The following is a 22,004-nucleotide window of genomic DNA, read 5'->3' on the forward strand; positions in this document are numbered from 1 at the left end:
TCTTCCTATGCCGGCTCAGATTGCGAATCTAGGCTGGCTCTGGATTGACAAAGCCGTAGACCACACTTTTCCGACATCTGCATGACATTGGGTTGAGCCCGGCGTCTTTCAAGGCCAGCTTATATTACAAGATGGTTATTGGGAAATCTGCCGATCGTGAACCGCTAGCGGGAGTCCGCCGGTTAGCCGGCAGCTTTCATCCGTCCAATTTCCGCAAGAGCATCTGAGATATCGTCTACCGACAGTGGTTTCGTGAGATAGCCCGCGGCCCCAACGTCGGCCGCCTGATCCCGGGCTTCCTGCATCACATCAGCCGTGACAATAAGGACTGGCACTTCAGGACGTCCACTATCACGCTCGTCGCGGCGGATTTGCTTGACGGCGCTGATCCCGTCAAGGCCCGGCATGTGAAGGTCCATAAGGATCGCATCAAATGTCCCGCTTGCCGCTTCGACGACAGCCTTTTCGCCGTCCACGACCATCACAGGGACGTGGCCGAGCTTGCGCAACATGGCCTCGCTGAGCAGGCGGTTGATGTCATTGTCTTCTGCGACCAGCAATTTCAGGGGCCGACCGGGTACCGCGGCACGGTTGGAGAGGAAACTGTTTTGAACGGGTTCTGCACTGACGTCCCAGGCATGGTCTGTGGTCTCGGCGTCCAAAAGGCCCGAGAACACCTGAACAAGCGTGTCAATTCGCACGGGGCGGATTAGATAAGCCGCATAGCCGGCTTCTCGTAGATGCTCCAGGCGGTCACGCTCTGGCGGTGAGATCAAGACGACAGCCGGTGCTTTACACCCGCTCAGGTGCGCCGATGCCAGCCATCCGGCGCTGTCAGAAAGCGCCGAATTGTCAACGACAAGTAAGTCAGCAGCCATGAGGGCCGTATCCAGCCCTTCGTTGCCAGGTTCCAGAACCGAGACGGTCGCGTCATGCTGTTCCAGCCGGTTGGCAATCAGGGGGCACTCGATCCGGCTGGAGGTGACGAAAACGATCTTCCTGCCGGTAAACTTCTCAAGGCGCGGGTCTGTGGTTTCGGTCAGATCTTCCGGGATTGGCAGGGAAACTTCAAAAAGAGCACCGCCTTCTGAAGCGGGGCGCGCGCTGATGCCGCCGCCCATCAAGTGGGCCAGTCGTTGCGCGATGGCCAGGCCAAGGCCGGTGCCGCCAAACTTTCTGGCTGGTCCATGATCGACCTGTTCAAACTCCTGGAACAGGCGTTCAGCTTCGTCGGCAGCAAAACCGATGCCGGTATCCCGTACAACCAGATCGAGAAAGCTGCCACCTTCAAGGTTCGGACGGCCATGGAGCTCAACAGCAACACCGCCTTCATCGGTGAACTTGACGCCGTTCCCGATGAGATTGAAGAGGATTTGCCGCACCCGGGTCGCATCGAGCGTGACGTGTTCCGGCAGGCGGGAATCGATCAACGTACCAATTTCGAGGTGCTTCGCATGGGCTTTTGGCGCCAGCAGTTCGACCACGCTTTCAGCCAATGCACCGACCTTGACCGGAGCGGCGTGAATATCCAGTTTTCCTGCCTCAACCTTTGAAAAATCGAGCACTTCGTCGATTAGAAGCAATAGGGTCTCGCCAGAGGTTTCCAGTGCCTCGATGTAGGCGCTCTGTTCCTTGGTCAGGCGTGTGTCGCGCAGCAGGGCTGCCATGCCGAGAACGCCGTTCAGCGGCGTGCGGATTTCATGGCTTACCGTCGCGAGGAACCGGGATTTGGCTTCGTTGGAGGTTTCAGCAGAGTGGCGGGCCGCGAGCAGCTCTTCTTCGATCAAGCGGCGCTCGGTGACATCGCGCAAGATGGTCTGGACCAACTGCCGGTCGGTGGCAGTGTCCCGGACCGGAATATCGATCCGCGAAAACCAGCGCTCGCCTTGGGCGGTGCGCAGCCGAAGGTCGCCAAAACCAATGCCGCCGTTGTTTTCCGCCGGTGCATCTAGATCGAATATCTCACCTGCAGCCTTGTTCGCGATCGGCAACTGCATCAGCCGCCCGGGCTGCAGCTCATGGTCTTTTCCAAAAACATCGTCCGCAGCGGAATTCGCGTAGGTAATCGTGCCGGCCTGGTCGCGCCGGATGACCACGTCGCCGAGTGTTCCGAGAATACTGGCGTGGCGTTCGTCGGACTCACCGAGTTCCCAAGCCCGGTCTTCCAATTCCTCACAACGCGCCATCAAGCGGCGGATCTTTTCGTCCTTGTGCTGCAGAGACTGGATAGAGCGCTGCATGTCATCAGCGAACAACCGCCATACCGCCAAACCACCTGCAAAAAATGCCAGTCCGACCCCGAAGAAGCGGTTGATACCTTCTCCGGCGACGACATAGAGAGCGGCCGCCAAAGCGATGACCAGCCCAACCGTTGCTAGGTTCTGCAGTGCTTTTGCAGGCGCATCCACCGGAATGTCTGTGGCTCGGCGTCCGGGGCCAACTTCCGGGATGTCGTCGAAATCGAAAGTGGTTCGGCTGGGCCGCTTCGCGCGGGTGTCGACCACAGCACCGTCGAGGTCGATGTCGCTGGTATTCGCGGCGATGGTGACCTGCTCTTCAGCAGACGGATCGGTGGCGCGCTGCTCTTTGTCCAGAGCAGCGTCCATCTCGGTAGACGACGCTGTTTTGCTGGTGTAACTGCCCAAGAAACCTACTCACTACAAGACCCAGTTCAGGTCACAGTGCACGGGAATCTTTGAAAAATCGTTTCATTGGCAGTTTTTCCGAGGATGTAAGTCGCCTCGGGAGTTTTCAGCACGCACCGATATCTTTTCGCTCAGTGATTGTCGCGGGGCAGACCTTTGTGCGCGACGTCCTGATATTTGACCGCGGGCTCCAAAACCATGCCCTTGTCGAACTGGGCCACCATACCGCGCTGGATTTCCTGCCAGGGCGTTTGGCTCTCGGCAACTTGGAACCCCCCGCTTTCTTCAAGCTGTGCGCGGCGCTGGGCCAATTCTTCGTCCGATATGAGAATGTTGGCTGATCCTGCTTTCAGATCGATCCGCACACGATCCCCGGTTTGCAACACCGCCAATCCGCCCATTGCAGCGGCCTCGGGTGCTGCATTCAGGATCGAGGGAGAACCTGATGTGCCGGATTGCCGGCCGTCGCCGATGCATGGCAGGGCCGTGATTCCCTGTTTGATGAGCGCTGCCGGGGGCTGCATGTTCACCACCTCAGCCCCGCCCGGGTAACCGATCGGACCTGTTCCGCGAACGAACAGCATACAGTTTTCATCGATCTCCAGCTCAGGATCGTCAATCCGGTGATGGTAATCCTCCGGGCCTTCGAAAACGATCGCGCGGCCTTCAAAAGCATCCGGGTCGTTCGGATTTGAGAGGTAGCGGTTGCGGAACTCTTCAGAGATAACGCTGGTTTTCATGATCGCGCTGTCGAAGAGGTTGCCCTTCAGGTTCAAAAACCCGGCCTTTTCCAGCATGGGCGCGTCGAATGGTTTGATGACATCGGGCAGATCGGTGACAACGCCGGCGCAGTTTGCCTCAATCGTTTTCCCGTTTGCTGTCAGCGCGTCTGGATGCGGAATTTGTCGATGGCGGAGTAGCTCGGCAACAACAGCCGGGACACCGCCCGCGTGGAAGTAATCTTCACCCAAATAGGCGCCGGCGGGCTGAAGATTGACCAGAAGCGGCACGTCATGACCAATCTTCTGCCAATCGTCATTCGTGAGCTCGATCCCAAGATGCCGGGCGATGCCGTTCAAATGAATTGGAGCGTTTGTGGACCCGCCAATTGCCGAATTCACGACGATCGCGTTTTCGAAGGCTTGCCGGGTCATGATGTCGGACGGTTTCAGGTCCTCATAAGCCATTTCCACGATCCGGCGGCCGGTTTCATAGGAGATGGCGCCGCGTTCCCGGTAAGGCGCTGGAATGGCGGCCGCGCCCGGAAGCTGCATACCAAGAGCTTCTGCGAGAGAATTCATGGTCGTTGCCGTGCCCATTGTGTTGCAATAGCCAACAGAGGGAGCGGAGGAGGCGACAAGATCCATGAAGCCTTCATAGTCGATGTCGCCCGCGGCCAGCATTTGCCGGGCTTTCCAGACGATGGTGCCCGAACCTGTACGCTCTCCCTTGTGCCAACCGTTAAGCATCGGGCCGACCGACAAGGCGATTGCCGGGATGTTGACCGTCGCGGCGGCCATCAGGCAGGCCGGTGTCGTCTTGTCACAGCCGATGGTCAGGACAATCCCATCAAGCGGGTATCCATGCAGCAATTCGACAAGACCGAGATAGGCAAGGTTCCGGTCGAGCGTTGCGGTTGGCCGCCGTCCGGTTTCCTGAATCGGATGGACGGGGAATTCAAATGCGATCCCGCCAGCGTCCCGAATGCCTTCGCGCACACGCTTGGCAAGCTCAAGGTGGTGGCGGTTGCACGGTGAGAGATCCGACCCTGTCTGGGCGATGCCGATGATCGGTTTTCCGGACTGCAGTTCTTCCCGGGTAATCCCGAAATTCAGATAGCGTTCGATGTAAAGCGCCGTTATCCCCGGGTTGTCTGGGTTGTTGAACCAAGCGGCAGAACGGAAATTCGGTGTCTTGGTATGTGTCATCAGCGCCTTACCCTCTGTTCCCCTCACGGCAGAGGGTGTGAGCCGATAAATACCCGCTCGAACAGGCTTGTAAAGCGCATTAGATCAACTCGCTGCGATCAGGCCCCCTGCGTTTGTTTCCTGTTTGCGATCCGCAACAGAATAACGCGCGAAAGCCCAGAGGACGGTGAGACTGACAAGGAATAGAACAGGGGCCGCCGACATGGGGAGCAGCAACGAACCACCGCAAACCCCGCACAAAATCGACAGGCCCGACAAAAACCGTTGCGCGTGAGCGGCGAGCGCCTTGCGTCGCATGGCAAGGTCCTTAAGTGCAGGAAAAGCGCCGATGTCTTGAGTGTTGCTCACAGCCAGGATCACCGTTTGCGGCGTGCTGTGATCTTCCATGGTCTTATGGACGGATCTCAACTCCAAAGAGGTGCGATCCTGCGACAGTGTCAGCACCAGAGGTTGTTGATCGCCCAAATAGCGGTGTGCTGCTTCCGCTGCGCTTTCGCCGGGACGCGGGTCTGCAACCAGTTCCAGGCCCAGCATGTTGGCAAGGGCTTCGCGCGTCTTTTCACTGTCTCCGCTATAGAGCCAGGGTACGAGGCCTTCCCCGCGCAGCGCAAAGGCAGCAACACCTGCATCCTGACGCAAAGTGCCTTCTAGGCCGAGGACACCAACAACCCGGCCGCCCACAGCAACCCTGAGAACCGTTTTGCCGTCCGCTTCAAGTGAGCGGGCGATGGCGTCGGCGGTGAAGCTGTCGATCTTGTGCTTCTGCATCAGGTTGGCCGTGCCAATGACGACACTTTGCCCGCCGAGCAAAGCGACTGCGCCCAGCCCAGGCGCTTGCTCGAAGCGATCGGGCCGCTTGATGTCGACACGCCATTGCTCCGCCAGTTGGCGCAAAGCTTCTGCGACGGGATGATCGCTCCCGCTTTCAGCCGATGCGGCAACGGCAAGCAGTGTTTTGGGTTCATTGTTGAAAGCCATGACATTGGTCACCACCAGGTTTGGGCCCGACATGACGGCAGCCTTGTCGATGACGATATCGCGGGCCGACGCGACCTTGGCGAATGCCGCAGTCCCAAGGCGACGAACTCCGGCGGCCTTGGCCGCTTCCAAATAGACCTTGTCAGCAAAGGCATTGATGCCATCAACGAGATAGGGCCAGGAGAGCACCAGGCAGACAACAGCCGCAATCGGTGCCTGATCGGGATTTATGCCAAGCCACAGGGCGCCGCATAGAAGGCTGAGTTGGCTGGACGCAAAAGCTTCTTTGAGCCCGGTCCGTTCGCCACGTGGTGGCAGGATCCAAACAGCGAGTGCGCGAAGGATCATCATGAGCCCGGCGGAAAACGCAGGGGCATGGGGGGTGATTCCTCCGGTTGAAATGAATGGGAGGAAGGGATCTACAATCAGCAGTCCCCCGCAAACGAGCACAGTTGCATAGTTTAAGCTCCGTCCAGCCGCGGCTTCCGGACAGAAAGCCAGACTGGTGGCTGAGAACAGAACCGACATCGCGCAGAGGCTGATAACGGACACAGTGTTTGGTTCTGTGTCTGAATGCGCTGATGCTACGGCGAGAAGAGTTGATGCGATTGCGATCAGTGTCGCCCTGCTGATGACTTCCAGTGAGAGAGCCGGCTTTTTTGCGGCCTGTTGCATGATGATCCCCGTTCCCTGTGCTTTCCCGGTCGCGTGATGCCGGGTGTCGCTCCGGATTGAAAATGCAGTACAGGCGGTCTGCGCTTCAATCTGGCGGTCAGATAGCTCCAACGGGGAACGGCTTCGCCCCTTGGCAAGAATACCGATAGTTTGGTCGATTGGATCGAAATACAATGCCGGAGTTAAAAGTAAAATAGAGTTTATATGAATCAATATGGAAAATGAAAATAGAGAAAATTTCAAAACAAAAAATAAAAATTCATTGTAATGAATTTTCGCATAGAAAAAGAGACTGTTTATATAAACATAAGCTACAGAAATACCTCAAGGCAATCTCTCAAGAAACGGAATTACGATTGATTGGGAAATGAATATCCGCGAAAATACTAAATGGAAAAGACTTAAAAACAGGGGCGGCAACAATTGCCGGGTCCGGAGTCCACTGTGACTATCGCTGGGCGGCAGATCGGGAATCAGGAGTGTCTGCAGAGTCAAGTGGACGACTCAGGCGAATCTCAAAAAAGACTCATAAACAGTGACTTAGCTGGTTTGGGACACTGTCCCGCGGAAGGCGGGACAGTGCAAAGCTTTGAGGTATCAGGCTGTTTCCAGATTGGCTCGGGACAGCAGTTCCATTGACGGCATCAGATTGAGAAGCTGCTGCGTATATTCGTGCTGCGGGTTCTCAAACAGCTGATCACAGTCTGCGACTTCGCAGAGCTCACCGTTGCGCATGACACCGATCCGGTTACACATCTGGCGGATCACCGCGAGGTCGTGACTGATGAACATCATAGTCAGCCCGAGCTCTTCCTGCAGATCCTTCAGAAGATTGAGGATTTGTGCCTGGATCGATACGTCCAACGCGGACGTCGGTTCATCACAGATCAAGAAACGCGGACGGGTCGCGAGGGCCCGCGCAATTGAGATCCGCTGGCGCTGACCACCGGAAAACTCATGCGGGAACTTCTGGCCCGCGGCCGCGCCCAAGCCGACATGATCCAGCAGATCATCCACGATCTGGCGGACTTCAGAATTGCTGGAGGCCAGTTTGTGGAACTTGATCGGCTCGGCAATGATGTCCTTAACCCGCATCCGCGCATTGAGCGACGAATAGGGATCCTGGAAGATCATCTGCATTTGCCGGCGCATCGCCAGAATTTCTTTCTGGTTCTTCAGTGATGTCAGTTCCGTCTTGCCGAAGAGGATCGATCCACCGCTCGGGTGATAAAGCCCGGTAATCACACGTGCGATCGTGGATTTACCAGAGCCACTCTCACCGACGACACCGAAGGTCTCGCCTTCGTGAATATCGAAACTGACCTTTTTGACCGCATGGAAGTATTCCCGCTTCGAGGGGAAAATCGATCCCTTGGTCTCAAAGCGCATTTCCAGGTCCCGGATCTGGACCAGAGGCCCTGTCACCTTGTCATAGTCCCGGGACTTGCCGAGCCAGTGAGTGGAGATGTCGATATGTTTTTGCGGCGTGCCGGCTTTCTCGATGTAGTTGACCACCGGAAACCGCTCGACCTTGATATCGGGCCGGGGAACGGCGGAAATCAAGCTCTGCGTATAGGGATGTTTCGGAGCACCAAGGACCTGGTTGGTTTCCCCATACTCCACCAACTCACCGTGATACATCACCGCAACATGGTCAGTGATGTCCGCAATCACGCCCATGTCGTGGGTGATCACGAGCATCGCAACGTTTCGTTCTTCACAGAGCTTTTTCATCAGCTCCAGGATTTGCGCCTGAATGGACACATCAAGCGCTGTGGTCGGCTCATCAGCAATCACAAGCTCTGGCTCGGCGCAAAGTGCGAGCGCGATTACAACACGCTGGCGCATGCCGCCGGAGAACTGGTGCGGGTACTGTTTGATCCGCTCAGCAGGATTGGGAATGCCGACCGCGTCGATCAATTCAATCGCCCGCTGTTGTGCTTCCTTGGCAGAAAGCGGCAGGTGCGTGCGGATTGTCTCCACCAGCTGGGACTCCACCGTCTGCAGCGGATCCAGCGAGGTCAGGGGATCCTGGAAGATCATGCCGATCTTCCGGCCCCTGAGCTGCCGCATTTTCTTGTAAGGCAGTTCATCGATCCGCTGGCCATGCAGATAGACTTCACCGCCTGCAATGTGGCCGGGCTCCTGTAGAAGTCCGATCACGGCGTTGCCGACGGTGGACTTGCCAGCGCCCGATTCCCCGACCACGCCGAGGATCTTGCCGGCATCCACTTTCAAGCTCACCCCTTCAACCGCTACGAAAACCGATTTGCGGCCCGGGAACTCGACCCGAAGGTCTTTGATATCTAGGACGTTCACGGGAGGCACCTCAGCGCAGTTTCGGGTTGAGGGCGTCACGCAGCCAGTCGCCCAACAAGTTGACGTTCAAAACCAGCAGAGCCAACGCAATGCCCGGGAAAATCGCGATCCACCATTCCCCGGAATAGAGGAAGTCGTTGCCGATCGCGATCAAGGTGCCGAGGGATGGCTGGGTGGGTGGCATGCCGACGCCGAGGAACGACAAGCTGGATTCTGTGACAATCGCTAGCGCCAGGTTGATGGTCGCAATAACCAGAACCGGACCCATCACGTTCGGCAGGATGTGACGGACCATGATAATGACCGAGGGAATACCGATCACGCGGGCTGCCTGAACATATTCCTTGTTCTTTTCCACCATCGTGGACCCGCGAACGGTCCGGGCGTACTGCACCCAGAACGATAGCGCGAGCGCCACGATCAGAATGTAGAAGGCGAAGACTTCGCGGTCGATCCCGCCGAAAATGCCGGCGGCGACACCGTCAATCAGAAGCGCGATCAAAATGGCTGGGAATGTGAGCTGAACATCGGCGATCCGCATAATGATCGCATCGACTCGGCCGCCCATGTAACCGGCGACCAGACCGGCGGTGATGCCGATGATCGCGGCAGCGATGACCGAACAGAAACCGACAATGAGCGAAATCCGCATGCCGTAGAAGATCCCGGACAACAGATCCCGGCCCTGATCATCGGTGCCGAGCAGGAAGCGAGGGTCGGCAAACTCCATCCAGACCGGTGGAACGCGAGCGTCCAGAATGGAAATCGTCGCCAGATCAAACGGATTGTGTGGCGCGACCCAGGGCGCAAGGAATGCGACCAGGAACAGGATCAGTGTCATCACGGCAGCAACCACGGTGACCTTCGAACGCAGGAAGGAGTGGAACAGGTCGCTGTCGATGATGCGTGCAAGGCGGCCTTTCGGCTCGCTGCTCGGTGTGGAGACATCAGCCATGGTCAAGTCTCCTTATGGCCGTCCGACCCGCAGACGCGGATCGATGAAGAAATAGAGAATGTCGACGATGAAATTGATCGCGACGAAAAGGAAAGCAGTCAGCAGCAGATATGCCGACATGATCGGAATATCGACGTTCTGAACAGCTTGCAGGAACATCAGACCCATGCCCGGCCACTGGAAGACGGTCTCCGTGATGGTCGCAAAAGCGATGATCGACCCGAGCTGAAGACCGGTGATCGTGATCACGGGAACCATGGTGTTCTTCAGCGCGTGCCGGAAGTGGACCAGCCGGTCCGGCAGGCCGCGTGCGCGGGCAAACTTGATATAGTCGGTTCGAATGACTTCCAGCATTTCCGCCCGGATCAGGCGCATGATCAGCGTCATCTGATACATGCCGAGCGTGACTGCTGGCAGGATCAGCGCTTTCAGGCCGGAGGCTGTCAGGAAGCCTGTTGTCCACCAGGAGCCGACCTGGACGACATCGCCGCGGCCAAAGCTTGGCAGCCATTGCAGCGTGACCGAGAACAGGAAGATCAACAAGATCCCGATGAAGAAGGTGGGCAGGGATATGCCGATCAAAGACACCGATAGAAACAGTTTTGAAATCGCCGATTCGCGGTTGAGACCGGCGTAAATACCCATAGGGATGCCGACAACCAGCGCAAACATGAAGGATGCGAAACTGAGCTCAAGCGTTGCCGGAATACGTTTGGCAAACAGCTCCGAAACGGGTTGTTTGAACTGATAGGATGTGCCGAAGTCGAACTGCACAGCATTGCCGATGAAGCGGGCGAATTGGACTGGGATGGGATCGTTCAGACCCAAACGCTCGCGCAGTGCTTCACGTTCTTCAATGGATGTCTCGATACCGACCATCTGGTTGATCGGATCTCCGACGAAACGGAACATGGTGAAAGCGAGCAGCGCCACCACCAACATGACAATCATCGCTTGAAGCAAACGACGTGTTGCAAAACCTATCATTTCGGCTCTTTACGTTTTCAAGAAAAGGCGCCCCCGGCGGAACCGGGGGCGCTTCATTTTTTAACAGGACCGCTTAGTTCTTTGTGACGAAGCGGAAGTGGAACTGGTTGTCCGCGCGCTGGACGAGCTCAACGTCGTCCGCAACGCCCCATGCCAGACCCTGCTGGTGCAGCGGGATGTAGTAGGCATTGTCGTGGGAGATCTTGTAGGCTTCCGCGATCATGTCGTCGCGTTTCGCCGGATCGTTTTCAACCAGGATCTGTTGTGTCAGCTCATCGATTTTCGCATCGCACCAGCCACCGTTGTTGAACGGAGAGCCTTTGCCAGCTTCGTCGCGGCAGTTCATCAGGTTGGACAGAACGTTGAAGCTGTCGAAGGAACCCGGGGTCCAGCCAAGCAGGTAGAACGATGTGTCGTAGCCACCAGATGCCAGGATCTTGGCGAAGTACTTCGCTTTCGGCTGGGCGTTCAGGTCAACCTTTACGCCAACGCGGGCGAGCATTGCAGCAACGGCCTGACAGATGGCTTCGTCGTTGACATAGCGATCGTTCGGGCAGTCCATGCCGACAGAGAATCCGTCCGGATAACCAGCCTCTGCAAGAAGATCCATTGCAGCCTGCGGGTCGTACGGATAGCGCTCGAACTCATCCGACTTGGAGAACAGGAACGGGGAGATCATGATCGCGGACGGTGTTGCGAGGTTGCGCATCACTTTCTGCTTGATCGCTTCAATGTTGATGGCCTGGTAGAACGCTTTGCGAACCTTGGCATCCTTGAACGGGTTTTTGCCCTTCACGTCGGAATACAGCAGCTCATCGCGCATCTGGTCCATGCCGAGGAAGATCGTGCGCAGCTCAGGACCTGTCAGGGCGACAGTGCCGTCATTGTCGTTGATGCGTTTGATGTCCTGGATCGGGATCGGGTAAACCATATCCATCTCGCCGGACAGAAGCGCTGCAACGCGGGTTGCATCGGATCCGATCGGAGTGAACTCAACGGTGGTCAGGTTGTGAGACGCGGTGTCCCACCAGCCATCGTTTTTCTCATAAACGGTCTTCACGCCCGGCTCATGGCTGACCAGCTTGAACGGGCCAGTGCCGTTCGCGTTCAGGGCCGCATAGTTCGGGGTGGTGTCGGAAGCAGAGGTGACTTTGACCGCGTCGTTGGCCTCGGTCCACTCCTTGTCCATGATGTAGAACGTGTCCCACTCATAGTGCAGGATCGGGTTCGGACCGGTCAGAACGAAGTCGACGGTGTAGTCGTCAACAATCTCCACCTTGGCATCGCCAGGAACGCGGGTTGTCAGGTCGGACCCTTCGGAGCGGACACGGTCAACGGAAAAGGCGACGTCTTCAGCTGTAAAGTCGTTGCCATTGTGGAACTTGACGCCTTGGCGAAGGTAAAAACGCCAGCGGTTCGGCTCGACAACTTCCCAACGCTCGGCAAGGCTCGGCTCGATCTGCAGGTCTGCACCGCGGCGGGTCAGACCTTCATAGGTGTTGCCAAGGGCGGACAGCGTGAAGGTTTCGTTGAGGCTGTACGGATCAAGGGCGTTCAATGTCCCCTGAAACGCAAACTTCAATGTTTCCGCCTGCGCAGCGGATGCCACGCCAAACGTTGCCACAGCAGCAGCAATCAATTTGGTTTTGGTATTCATAGTCCCCTCTTCAGTGCTATTCAGCGCTTATGTGAACTCGTTGTTGTTCAATTTTTTCTTCACGACCGGAAAGTCGTAAATTGTGCCAATTATGACAGCGTTGGCGGAATGCATCAAATCGGATTTCTCCGATTAGCGCAAAACTTTTTCACACAGGTCATCCAGAAAATTGGCACATTTATCAAGTTCCGTAAGGTCGATAAACTCATCGGCCTGATGTGCCTGGTCGATTGATCCGGGTCCGCACACGACCGTTGACAGGCCATGTTCCTGAAACTGACCGCCCTCTGTTGCGTAGACAACGACATGACGGCCGTTGTCGCCGGTTAGGCGCCGGACCAATTGCTCCGCGGTTCCATCGGTTTCCTCAGCAAGCCCTGGAACCATTGCAAGAACATCGATATCAATCCGGCATTCCTTTGAGATCTCCTGCATCTGCGGGAGAACATGGAAGGCAGCATATTCCCGGTATGCCGAAATCCAGTCTTCCAGGTTCTCGCCGGGCAGCAACCGGATATCTGTCATGAATTCGCAGGTCTGCGCCGTGATGTTATGCGCCTTTCCGCCCTGGATCGTGCCGCAATGCAAGGTCGTATAGGGTGGCTCGAATGGACACTCCGGATCTGCTTTGGCTTTGTTCTCTCCGGTCTGCCCGTCCAGCCAGGAAATCAGTTTCACTGCGGCGGAAATTGCAGATACCCCGCGGTGCAGCTGGCTGGAATGTACCGGATGTCCGTGGACCCGGGTTTTCAGGACGGCAATTCCCTTATGTCCGGTAACCACTTTCATGTTCGTTGGCTCCCCAACGATCACCGCAGACGGATGCGGCCCCTCGGCCAGCATTGCCCTGATCATCGGCGGCGCGCCGAAGCAGCCCACTTCTTCATCGTAAGACAGTGCGATATGGATCGGTTTGGAGAGGCCTGCGCCTAAGAAATCTGGTACTTTCGCCAGAACTGTTGCCGCAAACCCTTTCATGTCGGCGGTGCCACGCCCATAAAGGCGGCCGCCAGCCTCCCATGCCGAAAACGGATCCGACGTCCAGTTTTGCCCGTCGACGGGTACCACGTCGGTGTGTGCCGACAAAACGATACCACCATCGACATTTGGCCCGACGGTGGCAAACAAGGCGGCCTTTTCACCCGTTGCGTCCGGGACACGCACAGCGGATACGCCGTGACTGGACAGGTACTCTTCGACAAATGAAATAAGCTCGAGATTGCTGCGATCCGACACCGTGTTGAAGGACACGAGTTTCGTCAGCATTTCCCGCGGTGTATAGGTGTTTGGCACGTGCGCCCCGGCTATTTACACGAGGTCTTTTACCCCTGTTTCCCCAAGCAGCAATAAACCATCCATCTGCTTAAGTGCAAAGACTTGGAGTGGTTTTTCCTTGCCGCGCACGCTGACGTCGTACAGTGTTTCATCGGGTGCCGTTGCGCGAGCCGCGTCAATTACGTCTTTGGAAACAACGAGGAAGCTGTTCCGCGATTTATTTTCGGTTTCCAGCCTGCTGGCGGTGTTGACGACGTCGCCAAGCGCGGTGAGCCCGCCTTCAGTTTTTCCGGATCCGGCAGCGCCAATACGTCCCAGGATGGCCTGGCCGAGATGGAGGCCAACACCGAGACGGATCGTGTCGCGGAACTGAGGGCCCTTTTCGACGTTCAGTGCTTCCATGACTTTCTCGATGCCCCGGCAAGCCTTCAAAGCCTGGCGCGCACCGGTCTCAGCACCCGTCTCCATGCCGAAGATGGCCATGACGCCATCACCAATGAACTTGTCGACATAGCCGCCCTCTGCCCGGATTACGGCCGAAACGCGGTCAAGATACTGGTTCAGAAGAAAGACGACATCGTAGGCAAGTTGCGCCTCGGTCATGCTGGTGAAGTTCCGGAGGTCTACGAACATGACGACGACATCCTGTTCGACGCCCCAATAATAAGCATCTTGAACATGGTCCTGCCGTACCAAGTTTGCCTTCACCGGCACCAGCGGTTGGATTTCCAGATTTGCAGCTGGCCTGATCTGGCAAGCCAGGCGGACATCCTCCGGCACTCCAATCCGCTTCAAAACTGTTGTCTCTGCCGGGTTTGGCTGTGACAAACTCTCCAGCCCGTTCAATACCTTGACGCGGCAGGTCGAACAGCGTGCACGACCGCCGCAAACGGAAGCAACGGGGATTCCGTTCATGCGGCTGATCTCAAGAAGAGACGCACCCGGTTGGGCCCGAACGGTCAAACCGCCGGGATAAGAGATCGTAATGCCTGCAGAAACACGGCTTGCAAGATACCGGATGACAATGACAAACAGGCTCAAGAATATCAGGCCGAACACAATGGCTCTGATATTGTCGGTCTGCGCATAGAGCCATGCCCACTGCTCGTCCGAGACCTTGACTGTCACATCCTCTGCCAGGGCCAGGCGCCGGGCTCCTTCAATGAAGCCCCAAAGCGCCATGACAGGCCATGCTATGGCGGCAGCCAAAGCGATGTATTTGACGCGGTGGTAAAACGGGTAGAGCCGCAGCCAGAAATGCAGCCCGATCATTGCGTGGGTCCAAACCACCAGCAAAAGGATGGATTGCATGACCGCATTTTGCGGCCAAAGGATCGTCAGCATCTGGTGGTAGTTCGGGATAAAGCCGAACTCTTTCGCCAGTCCCATCGTTGTGATGACATGCGGTATCAGCGTCCAGGGGATATAAAGCCCCAGCACAAGCTGAGCGAACTCCCAGGGCGGCATGCGCAAAGTGCGTCTCTTGGATGTTCGCCAGAGCGCCAGCGCGACATGGGTGAGAGCTGCCGTGATCAACACGGTTTCGCCGATCGGCCCGCGCCAGATCCAGTAGTGCCAGAGCGACATTTTCTCCATCGCATTGACGGAAATGATGCCCATGGCGTGGTTGGAAAAGTGACTGAGGCAAAACAGGAAAAGAACCAGTCCGCTTAACAGGCGCAGCCGTTGGCGCCAGTTGCCATGCCCGGGGTTGGGCCATGCCGCATCTGCAGAGGTTGCGGGCACCTTTGATGGAATGGCGGGGTCGGTCACAGTGTCTGAACGCCTGGCTAAAAAGTGGTCTGATCGTATGTAACGACAGTGCAGCTTGAAGCGCCCGCGTCAAGACGGAACCGGGCTGACCGTGGATTGTTGGGCGATGGTCTTGAAACACTCAGAACAAAAAGCAATTGTGCCGCCAAATGAACTTCAAACCGGTAAGAGGCATCATGAAGGTCTATGGCATCAAGAATTGCGATACGGTCAAGAAAGCGCGGAAGTTTCTGGATGAAGCCCGGGTGGAATACAGTTTTCACGACTACAAGAAAGACGGCGTTGATGCCGACAAGCTCGCAAAGTTTGTTGGCGAATTCGGTTGGGAAGTTGTTTTGAACAAGCGTGGTACGACTTGGCGCCGGCTGGATGAAGCCACCCAGGATGGCGTGACCGATGCAAAAAGTGCGCTGGACGTCATGATCGAAAATCCATCCGTCATTAAACGCCCGATCGTGGAAGGCGCTGAAAAGAACTTTGTCGGTTTCGATGCTGTTGCCTGGGAAATGGCACTGGAGTTGGGTGAACTGAAATAAGCGGCTCGGCCAGCTTGCGGCCTACCCGGTGTAGCCGGTTATTCCGGCAGCGATTGCCGCGCATGCCAACTCGACGGTCCGGGGAATGATTACCGGGCGCGGATCGCTTCCACGCCGGGAGCCGCGCTCGTAAAGGGCCACACTTTCTTGGGAAACACCAAGAGCGTCAGCAGCCTTGGCTTGGCTGGAAAAGTGGCCTTTTCGCCAAATTCTGAATTGTTCATGTGTCATGGTGTAACGTCCTTAGCAAGAGGCAGGTAACGCACTTTTCCGATCCGTTGGGAGCCGGGAAACCGTGCTTGGAGTGTCCAAACATCACGTCTACTTTGAATGTCAAGCCGAGGACCTTCAATGTGTATTGGAACCAATGGATTTGCATTCGGCACTAGATCAGCGGACGTTATATCGGGATCGTTCTCAAGCCCAAAGCTGATCGCTCTTAAATTGGTCGAGCATCGGGCGTTTTTATCAAAACGCCCGATGCTCTGAGAGGCCAGAGGCTCCCCAAACAATAACGGGAGCCGATCTATGTTTCTACCAGGTGCGGCGCGGCCCGGTGTCGATGTGATAAAATCCTGACGAATAGTACTTGTAACCGCCCACCGCAGACTGGGACTTCAGGAAAGCCAAGACGGAAGACGGGTTGCCACTGACGGAAAAGTCAACGGCCTGACAATTCAAGTGATAGGAACTGCGGGCGCCGCCTTTGCGCCAGTTTTCGAACCACCAGCGTTTGGTGGAATGGACCTTCACCGTACCGTACCGTTTCGCGACCTTGTTCAGGACCTTTTTTAGTTTTCTCGGCACGCACCAGGACGAGTCGTTGTAGTCGATCGCGCTGTGCGAGGCCGTTGCCCAGCCCATGCCGGTGACACCGGCAACCGATCCACATCCAACCAGAACAACGGACAATCCCAAAAACATTATCCAGGCTAAAAAACGCTGACGCATAACAAACAGCCTTGCAAATTCTAAGTGTTTGCCCCCGCCCCAGAACTGCCAGCAATTTGATTAAAATTTTAATGAAAGAGATGGTTAACGTGGCAAAGAAACATTTGTTTCACATGTAGCAAATTCATGATACAAATGTCTCAAGCGCACAATCCGGCGCGAGACACCCTTGGTGAGGTTCGTGTTCATGTCTCACGTTTTTCCGCGTCATACCAAAGCATCCACCCCTGTCGCTGTTGGTGGCGATGGATGTTATATCATTGATAGTAAAGGCAAAAAATACTTTGATGGATCGGGCGGCGCGGCCGTGTCGTGCCTTGGGCACAGCGATCCCGACGTGACCGCGGCGATCAAAGGTCAGGTCGACCAGATTGCCTTCGCACATACCGGGTTTTTCACTTCAGAGCCTGCGGAGCAGCTTGCTGATCTTTTGATCGATCATGCACCGGGCAATCTGGACCGGGTGTACTTCGTCTCCGGCGGTTCGGAAGCAATGGAAGCCGCACTGAAACTGGCGCGTCAGTATTTTTTGGAAAAAGGCGAAACATCCCGACACCGGGTCATCGCCCGCCGGCAAAGCTATCACGGCAACACGCTCGGGGCGCTGGCGACAGGTGGCAATCAGTGGCGCCGTGAACCCTTCGCGCCGTTGATGATCGAAACCTCCCACATTTCACCTTGTTACGAGTATCGCGGACGGGCGGAGGATGAAACGGCCATCGAATACGGGCGACGCGTTGCCAATGAACTCGAAACCGAAATCCAGCGCATTGGCGCGGAAAACGTCATGGCATTTGTGGCCGAGCCGGTCGTCGGCGCAACGGCTGGTGCGGTCCCGCCTGTCGAAGGTTACTTCAAGCGGATCCGGGAAATCTGTGATCACTATGGGATCTTGCTCATCTTGGATGAAGTGATGTGCGGCATGGGACGCACAGGCAGTCTGTTTGCTTGTGAGCAGGACGGCATAGCGCCGGATATCCTTGCGAACGCAAAGGGCCTTGGCGCAGGGTATCAGCCGATTGGGGCTATGCTGTGTACGTCGGAGATCTATGAGGCCATCGAAAACGGGTCCGGTTTCTTCCAGCACGGCCACACATATATCGGCCACCCGACGGCGTGCGCGGCCTCTCTTGCCGTTCTGAAAAAGCTGACTGGCGGCCTGGTCGATCAGGTTCATCCTCTGGGCGACAAACTGGATGCGACCCTGAGAGAGGCATTCGGACAGCACCCCTATGTTGGCGATATCCGTGGACGCGGCCTGTTCCGCGGCATTGAAATTGTTGAGGACCGAGAAAGCAAAACACCCTTTGACACCAAACGCGGGGTGAATAAGGCCTTGAAAAAGGCGGCGTTCGACGCCGGGCTGATCTGTTATCCGATGGGTGGCACGATTGACGGGGTAAAAGGCGATCACATCCTGCTGGCACCGCCCTTCATTATGGAAGATCAGCACATCTCCGAGATTGCCGACAAGCTTCAAACTGCATTCAAGGCCGTTTTTTGATCATGGCACCTGACACCAAACCTCAGGCGCTACCACTTATTATGGTTGCGCCGAACGGCGCGCGGCGCACCAAGGTGGATCATCCGGCCCTTCCGGTGACGATCGCTGAAACGGTGGAGGCAGCTGTTGCGTGTTTCGAAGCAGGCGCGGGCGCAATCCATGCCCATGTCCGCGATGAAAACGGGGCACATGTTCTGGACAAAGACCTCTACCAGGCGCTCTTGTCGGAATTGAATGCTGCATTGCCGCAAATGCAGATTCAAATCACCACCGAAGCTGTTGGAAAATACACACCGGAAGACCAGCGTAATCTGGTTCAGGATCTAGTGCCGTCACTGGTGTCGATCGCAGTGCGCGAGATGGTGCCGGACGGCGATACAGCAGCGGCGGCGGAGTTTTATTCCTGGGCCCTGAAGGAAGGAATATCTGTTCAACACATCCTCTACAGTGCAGAGGACCTCGACCGGTTCTTCGACCTCGTTGAAAATGGCAGTATTCCTGGCATTACGCATCAGGTACTGCTGGTTCTAGGGCGCTACGCGGACAATCAGGAGAGTGCTCCGGAAGATCTGCACCCCTTTCTGGATCGTTTGAAAGCACGCCGGAGCGATCATGAGATTGACTGGGGGGTGTGTGCCTTTGGGCATCGGGAAACAGAATGTCTGGTATATGCAATCGAGAACGGTGGCAAGGCCCGGATAGGATTTGAGAACGGCCTTTGGAACCGCGATGGTGCAGTTGCGAAGGACAATGCTGACCGGGTCCGGGATCTGGTGTCGGCCCTGGAAGAAAAAAACATTTCCGTTCTGTGAGGCTGAACCGCCTTCAGGGCGGTTCACATTCGGGCAAGACCCGACAGAGTGGAGTGACTGAGAATATGGCCGAACACCAATACGTCCTGACGCTTTCATGCGCGGACAAGCCGGGAATTGTCGCAGCCGTCACAACGGAATTGGCCGATTTCGGTGCGAATATCGCAGAGAGTGATCAGTTTTGGGACCGTGCCACCAATCAGTTCTTTCTCCGCATCGCCATGCTGGCGCCGGAAGGTGTGACACTAGAGAGCGTTCAAAAGGCGCTTGATCCGGTCATTGCCCGCTTTGACATGAAAGCAAAGCTGGTCGACACGGCCAAGCGGCCGAAAGTGATCATCATGGTCTCCAAGTTTGACCACGCGATGCTGCATCTTCTGTATCAGATCCGGGTTGGCTGGCTGGATGCCGAGGTGGTTGCCATCGTCTCCAATCATCCGGATAGCGCCCGCACCGCCGATCATGAAGGCATTGCGTACCATCACTGGCCGGTGACCAAGGAAAACAAGGCGGAGCAGGAGGAAAAACTCCTGAAGCTGGTCAAGGAAACCGGCGCAGATCTGGTGGTGCTGGCGCGTTACATGCAGGTGCTGTCCGATAACCTGTCCAAGCGGCTCTTCGGCAAGGTGATCAACATTCACCACTCGTTCCTGCCGAGTTTCAAGGGCGCCAAGCCGTATCATCAGGCGCATACGCGCGGTGTGAAGATGATCGGGGCGACCGGGCACTATGTGACGCCGGATCTCGACGAAGGCCCGATCATTGAGCAGGACGCAGAACGCGTCAGTCACGCATTGTCGGCAGATGATTTCGTGGCGCGCGGTAGGGATATTGAATCCCGCGTGCTCGCACGCGCTGTCAAATACCACCTGGAAAACCGGGTCATGATTGTTGGCAACAAGACAATTGTCTTCACGCCGTAGGCCCGAAGATCAGACGGTTTCCGGCTCCAGCCCGAACGGCAACTTGCGGCCGTCTTTTTCAAGTTCGGAGAAAAGCCAATCCCGAAACAGCCGGATTTTCCGGCTGTTTTTGCTTTGCATCGGATAGCTCAGGTTCCAGGATTCGCTTTCAATCCGCGAAACCAATTCGAAAGGTTGGATCAGCTGTCCGTTTGCAAGAGCGTCCCGTACGAAATACGGGGTAAGAATCGCGACCCCCTGCCCGGCAATGGCCCGGTTGGCTTCCAGTGCCTGTGAGCCCATCCGGCTGGACGGGTTTTGGCTAAGATCAACATCCGGCAAGCCGGCATCAGCAAACCACGTTCGCCACCAATGGTCTTCAGGGTCGATGATTGGTGCCTTCAAGAGATCAGCCGGTTCATGGATCCCGCCAAGTTTTTCCGCAAGCAGCGGGGAAATCATCGGAGTGAATTCGGCCTGGATCAACTGGTGATAACAGCACCCCTTCGGCGGTTGATAGCAGGCGGTAATTGTCAGATCACCATCATTAAAGGCCGGTGTCTCCCAGGGGCCGAACGGAACAAGCCGGACGGCGATGGTGGGGTTTTGAATTTGAAACTCGAACAGGCGCGACGACAGCCAAGTGACGGCAAACGTGGTGTTGCTGCTGATCACGAGTTCGGACGATTCTGCTTCCTGGACGTCGTGAAACGTGCCGCGAAGCCGGTCGAATGCGTCAGTTACACCATCTGCAAGCTGTTGGCCGCGCGGCGTCAGCTCAATTTTCCGGGGCTTTCGCTCAAACAGTGAAAATCCGAGTTTTTCTTCTAAAAGTTTGATCTGGTAGCTGACCGCGGCCTGCGTCATGCCAAGTTCATCACCTGCCTTTGTGAAGCTGAGGTGCCTTGAAACGGCATCGAACGCCCTGACAGCAGACAACGGGGGCAAAGAGGTGGGCATGCATAAATACTCCTTATGCATGTCTATTGTCTTTTCATTGGTCAATCAACAGTCGACACGCGATACACCCTAAAGTCATCAGTGAATTCGGGCGATTTTCATGTCTTCTGTCGATTGTAAATGTACCAAATCGAGTGTGCGCTCTAAATTGGGGTTAGTTGAATTTATCCATGGCTTGCTTTCTGGATGGTATTGCCATCGGCGTAAACGCGCTGTTCTCTCTGATTTGCCAGCGGCATTGAAACGGGACATCGGCCTTGACGACATACAGCCAAGCCCGCAAAGCCTTGAAGAAAACTGGCGCTATGAGTTCGACAGGTTGCAACGCCGCTAAGCGTGGAAAGCATTACCGGTACCGGGCGTGGATACCTTCGTAGGTTCCGTCAGCTCGTATTTCCGCTAAGCCTGCATTGAATGCCTGTCTCAACTCTTCAGAGTCAGGGTGCTTTCGAGAAAAACACAAGAAATAGTCCCAGACAACGAAGGACCGGAAACCAAATTCATTGCGATAGCCAAGTTTCTTTTTGAGATGCTGACCGGCCGCCTGTCCGGTGTGAAAATAGTCGACACGCCCCAGTTCAAGCATCTTGAAGCCGGCCGTATCCGTGGCGATGTTGACCAACTCCGCGCCTTGCCTCTCCATTTCCGCGTTTGGGGCGTATTCAAGAACAGAGGCGACCCGCTGGCCCCTAAGGTCTGCAATGCTCCGAATGTTTTCGACCGGATGCCCTGTTCGGTAGAAAACGCCATAGGCTTCCTGGCTGATCGGCGCGCTGAAGAGAAAGTGCTCAGCACGTTCAACGGTATGGGCGCAGGTCAGAAGGCCGGGATAGTTGCCAGCTTCGGTCTCGCTGACCGCTCGGGACCACGGGACATAGACAACCTCTGCCGTGATGCCTTTGCGCTTGAAGGCTTCAACGGCAACTTCGTGGTCAAATCCGAGGCGGTCATCTTCGGGTTCTGCGATATCAAAGGGCGGGTAATCGGTCGCCAAGATGATCACAGACCCTGCCGGATGCCCAAGCGTCGGCAGTCCGATCGGGAATATAGCGACCACCAACAGCGCAACCCAGAGCCAGGACCGTATCGCCACCGGAAACGACCTCCGTGAAACATCGGAACGAGGCCGTATGGGACCACACAAACA

Annotated in this window: 18 protein-coding genes; 5 read left to right on the forward strand and 13 right to left on the reverse strand. The window is 56.2% G+C overall.

The annotated features are described in order from the left end of the window. Window positions 1-182: 182 nt before the first annotated feature. The 9 genes from RBB44_RS20360 to RBB44_RS20400 form a co-directional block, all read right to left on the reverse strand. Window positions 183-2,645, reverse strand: coding sequence for a PAS domain-containing hybrid sensor histidine kinase/response regulator (locus tag RBB44_RS20360; RefSeq protein ID WP_306149126.1), 2,463 nt, complete (start codon window positions 2,643-2,645; stop codon window positions 183-185). Window positions 2,646-2,776: 131 nt separating this feature from the next. Continuing rightward, complete coding sequence (locus tag RBB44_RS20365; protein WP_306149125.1) at window positions 2,777-4,573, reverse strand: IlvD/Edd family dehydratase; 1,797 nt, start codon at window positions 4,571-4,573, stop codon at window positions 2,777-2,779. Between the two features lie 84 nt (window positions 4,574-4,657). Then, window positions 4,658-6,226, reverse strand: coding sequence for an HAD family hydrolase (locus RBB44_RS20370; protein ID WP_306149124.1), 1,569 nt, complete (start codon window positions 6,224-6,226; stop codon window positions 4,658-4,660). A 597-nt stretch (window positions 6,227-6,823) separates the two neighbouring features. Next, window positions 6,824-8,545 (reverse strand): ABC transporter ATP-binding protein, encoded by a 1,722-nt coding sequence (locus tag RBB44_RS20375; RefSeq protein ID WP_306149123.1) that lies wholly within the window; start codon window positions 8,543-8,545, stop codon window positions 6,824-6,826. Between the two features lie 10 nt (window positions 8,546-8,555). Continuing rightward, window positions 8,556-9,500: an ABC transporter permease gene (locus RBB44_RS20380; RefSeq protein WP_306149122.1), complete on the reverse strand. Its 945-nt coding sequence runs from the start codon at window positions 9,498-9,500 to the stop codon at window positions 8,556-8,558. Between the two features lie 12 nt (window positions 9,501-9,512). Continuing rightward, on the reverse strand, window positions 9,513-10,487 hold the full coding sequence (locus RBB44_RS20385) for an ABC transporter permease (protein WP_209176525.1): 975 nt from the start codon (window positions 10,485-10,487) through the stop codon (window positions 9,513-9,515). A 73-nt stretch (window positions 10,488-10,560) separates the two neighbouring features. Further along, window positions 10,561-12,144 carry an ABC transporter substrate-binding protein gene (locus RBB44_RS20390; RefSeq protein ID WP_209176526.1) on the reverse strand — a complete coding sequence of 528 codons (1,584 nt, stop codon included), beginning with the start codon at window positions 12,142-12,144 and terminating at the stop codon, window positions 10,561-10,563. Between the two features lie 132 nt (window positions 12,145-12,276). After that, on the reverse strand, window positions 12,277-13,437 hold the full coding sequence (gene argE, locus RBB44_RS20395) for an acetylornithine deacetylase (RefSeq protein ID WP_306149121.1): 1,161 nt from the start codon (window positions 13,435-13,437) through the stop codon (window positions 12,277-12,279). A 15-nt stretch (window positions 13,438-13,452) separates the two neighbouring features. Then, window positions 13,453-15,192 (reverse strand): adenylate/guanylate cyclase domain-containing protein, encoded by a 1,740-nt coding sequence (locus RBB44_RS20400; protein WP_306149120.1) that lies wholly within the window; start codon window positions 15,190-15,192, stop codon window positions 13,453-13,455. 176 nt (window positions 15,193-15,368) lie between these two features. On the opposite strand from RBB44_RS20400, the gene RBB44_RS20405 reads away from it, so the two are divergent. Beyond that, window positions 15,369-15,728, forward strand: a complete 360-nt coding sequence (locus tag RBB44_RS20405; protein ID WP_306149119.1) for an ArsC family reductase — start codon at window positions 15,369-15,371, stop codon at window positions 15,726-15,728. A 21-nt stretch (window positions 15,729-15,749) separates the two neighbouring features. On the opposite strand, the gene RBB44_RS20410 is transcribed toward RBB44_RS20405, so the two are convergent. Both RBB44_RS20410 and RBB44_RS20415 read right to left on the reverse strand, forming a co-directional pair. Beyond that, window positions 15,750-15,959 carry a helix-turn-helix transcriptional regulator gene (locus RBB44_RS20410; protein WP_306149118.1) on the reverse strand — a complete coding sequence of 70 codons (210 nt, stop codon included), beginning with the start codon at window positions 15,957-15,959 and terminating at the stop codon, window positions 15,750-15,752. Window positions 15,960-16,262: 303 nt separating this feature from the next. Next, window positions 16,263-16,652 (reverse strand): D-Ala-D-Ala carboxypeptidase family metallohydrolase, encoded by a 390-nt coding sequence (locus RBB44_RS20415; RefSeq protein WP_306149359.1) that lies wholly within the window; start codon window positions 16,650-16,652, stop codon window positions 16,263-16,265. A 214-nt stretch (window positions 16,653-16,866) separates the two neighbouring features. Between RBB44_RS20415 and RBB44_RS20420 the strand changes: the two genes are divergently transcribed. The 3 genes from RBB44_RS20420 (at window position 16,867) to purU (ending at window position 19,918) form a co-directional block, all read left to right on the forward strand. Continuing rightward, entirely contained in the window at window positions 16,867-18,183 is a 1,317-nt protein-coding gene (locus tag RBB44_RS20420) for an aspartate aminotransferase family protein (protein WP_306149117.1), read from the forward strand. Window positions 18,184-18,185: 2 nt separating this feature from the next. Beyond that, window positions 18,186-18,995, forward strand: a complete 810-nt coding sequence (locus RBB44_RS20425; RefSeq protein WP_306149116.1) for a 3-keto-5-aminohexanoate cleavage protein — start codon at window positions 18,186-18,188, stop codon at window positions 18,993-18,995. 65 nt (window positions 18,996-19,060) lie between these two features. Next, a complete protein-coding gene (purU, locus tag RBB44_RS20430; RefSeq protein ID WP_306149115.1) occupies window positions 19,061-19,918 on the forward strand; it encodes a formyltetrahydrofolate deformylase in 858 nt (285 codons plus the stop codon). 9 nt (window positions 19,919-19,927) lie between these two features. On the opposite strand, the gene RBB44_RS20435 is transcribed toward purU, so the two are convergent. Continuing rightward, on the reverse strand, window positions 19,928-20,857 hold the full coding sequence (locus tag RBB44_RS20435; RefSeq protein WP_306149114.1) for a LysR family transcriptional regulator: 930 nt from the start codon (window positions 20,855-20,857) through the stop codon (window positions 19,928-19,930). A gap of 100 nt (window positions 20,858-20,957) precedes the next feature. Here RBB44_RS20435 and RBB44_RS20440 point away from each other — a divergent pair, with 100 nt between their 5' ends. Further along, window positions 20,958-21,191: a hypothetical protein gene (locus RBB44_RS20440; protein ID WP_306149113.1), complete on the forward strand. Its 234-nt coding sequence runs from the start codon at window positions 20,958-20,960 to the stop codon at window positions 21,189-21,191. A 12-nt stretch (window positions 21,192-21,203) separates the two neighbouring features. Here the strand turns inward: RBB44_RS20440 and RBB44_RS20445 are convergent, their stop codons facing one another. Beyond that, a complete protein-coding gene (locus RBB44_RS20445; RefSeq protein WP_306149112.1) occupies window positions 21,204-21,950 on the reverse strand; it encodes an ABC transporter substrate-binding protein in 747 nt (248 codons plus the stop codon). Window positions 21,951-22,004: the final 54 nt, after the last annotated feature.

Origin of the sequence: Roseibium sp. MMSF_3247, assembly GCF_030733765.1 — a bacterium.
GTDB lineage: Bacteria > Pseudomonadota > Alphaproteobacteria > Rhizobiales > Stappiaceae > Roseibium.

What these genes read in the sequence shown, in the direction of transcription:
- RBB44_RS20365 (WP_306149125.1), bottom strand. Translation starts at nt 4,573, where the DNA reads ATGACACATACCAAGACACCGAATTTCCGTTCTGCCGCTTGGTTCAAC.
- RBB44_RS20370 (WP_306149124.1), bottom strand. Translation starts at nt 6,226, where the DNA reads ATGCAACAGGCCGCAAAAAAGCCGGCTCTCTCACTGGAAGTCATCAGC.
- RBB44_RS20380 (WP_306149122.1), bottom strand. Translation starts at nt 9,500, where the DNA reads ATGGCTGATGTCTCCACACCGAGCAGCGAGCCGAAAGGCCGCCTTGCA.
- RBB44_RS20385 (WP_209176525.1), bottom strand. Translation starts at nt 10,487, where the DNA reads ATGATAGGTTTTGCAACACGTCGTTTGCTTCAAGCGATGATTGTCATG.
- RBB44_RS20390 (WP_209176526.1), bottom strand. Translation starts at nt 12,144, where the DNA reads ATGAATACCAAAACCAAATTGATTGCTGCTGCTGTGGCAACGTTTGGC.
- RBB44_RS20405 (WP_306149119.1), top strand. Translation starts at nt 15,369, where the DNA reads ATGAAGGTCTATGGCATCAAGAATTGCGATACGGTCAAGAAAGCGCGG.
- RBB44_RS20410 (WP_306149118.1), bottom strand. Translation starts at nt 15,959, where the DNA reads ATGACACATGAACAATTCAGAATTTGGCGAAAAGGCCACTTTTCCAGC.
- RBB44_RS20415 (WP_306149359.1), bottom strand. Translation starts at nt 16,652, where the DNA reads ATGTTTTTGGGATTGTCCGTTGTTCTGGTTGGATGTGGATCGGTTGCC.
- RBB44_RS20420 (WP_306149117.1), top strand. Translation starts at nt 16,867, where the DNA reads ATGTCTCACGTTTTTCCGCGTCATACCAAAGCATCCACCCCTGTCGCT.
- RBB44_RS20425 (WP_306149116.1), top strand. Translation starts at nt 18,186, where the DNA reads ATGGCACCTGACACCAAACCTCAGGCGCTACCACTTATTATGGTTGCG.
- purU (WP_306149115.1), top strand. Translation starts at nt 19,061, where the DNA reads ATGGCCGAACACCAATACGTCCTGACGCTTTCATGCGCGGACAAGCCG.
- RBB44_RS20435 (WP_306149114.1), bottom strand. Translation starts at nt 20,857, where the DNA reads ATGCCCACCTCTTTGCCCCCGTTGTCTGCTGTCAGGGCGTTCGATGCC.
- RBB44_RS20440 (WP_306149113.1), top strand. Translation starts at nt 20,958, where the DNA reads ATGTCTTCTGTCGATTGTAAATGTACCAAATCGAGTGTGCGCTCTAAA.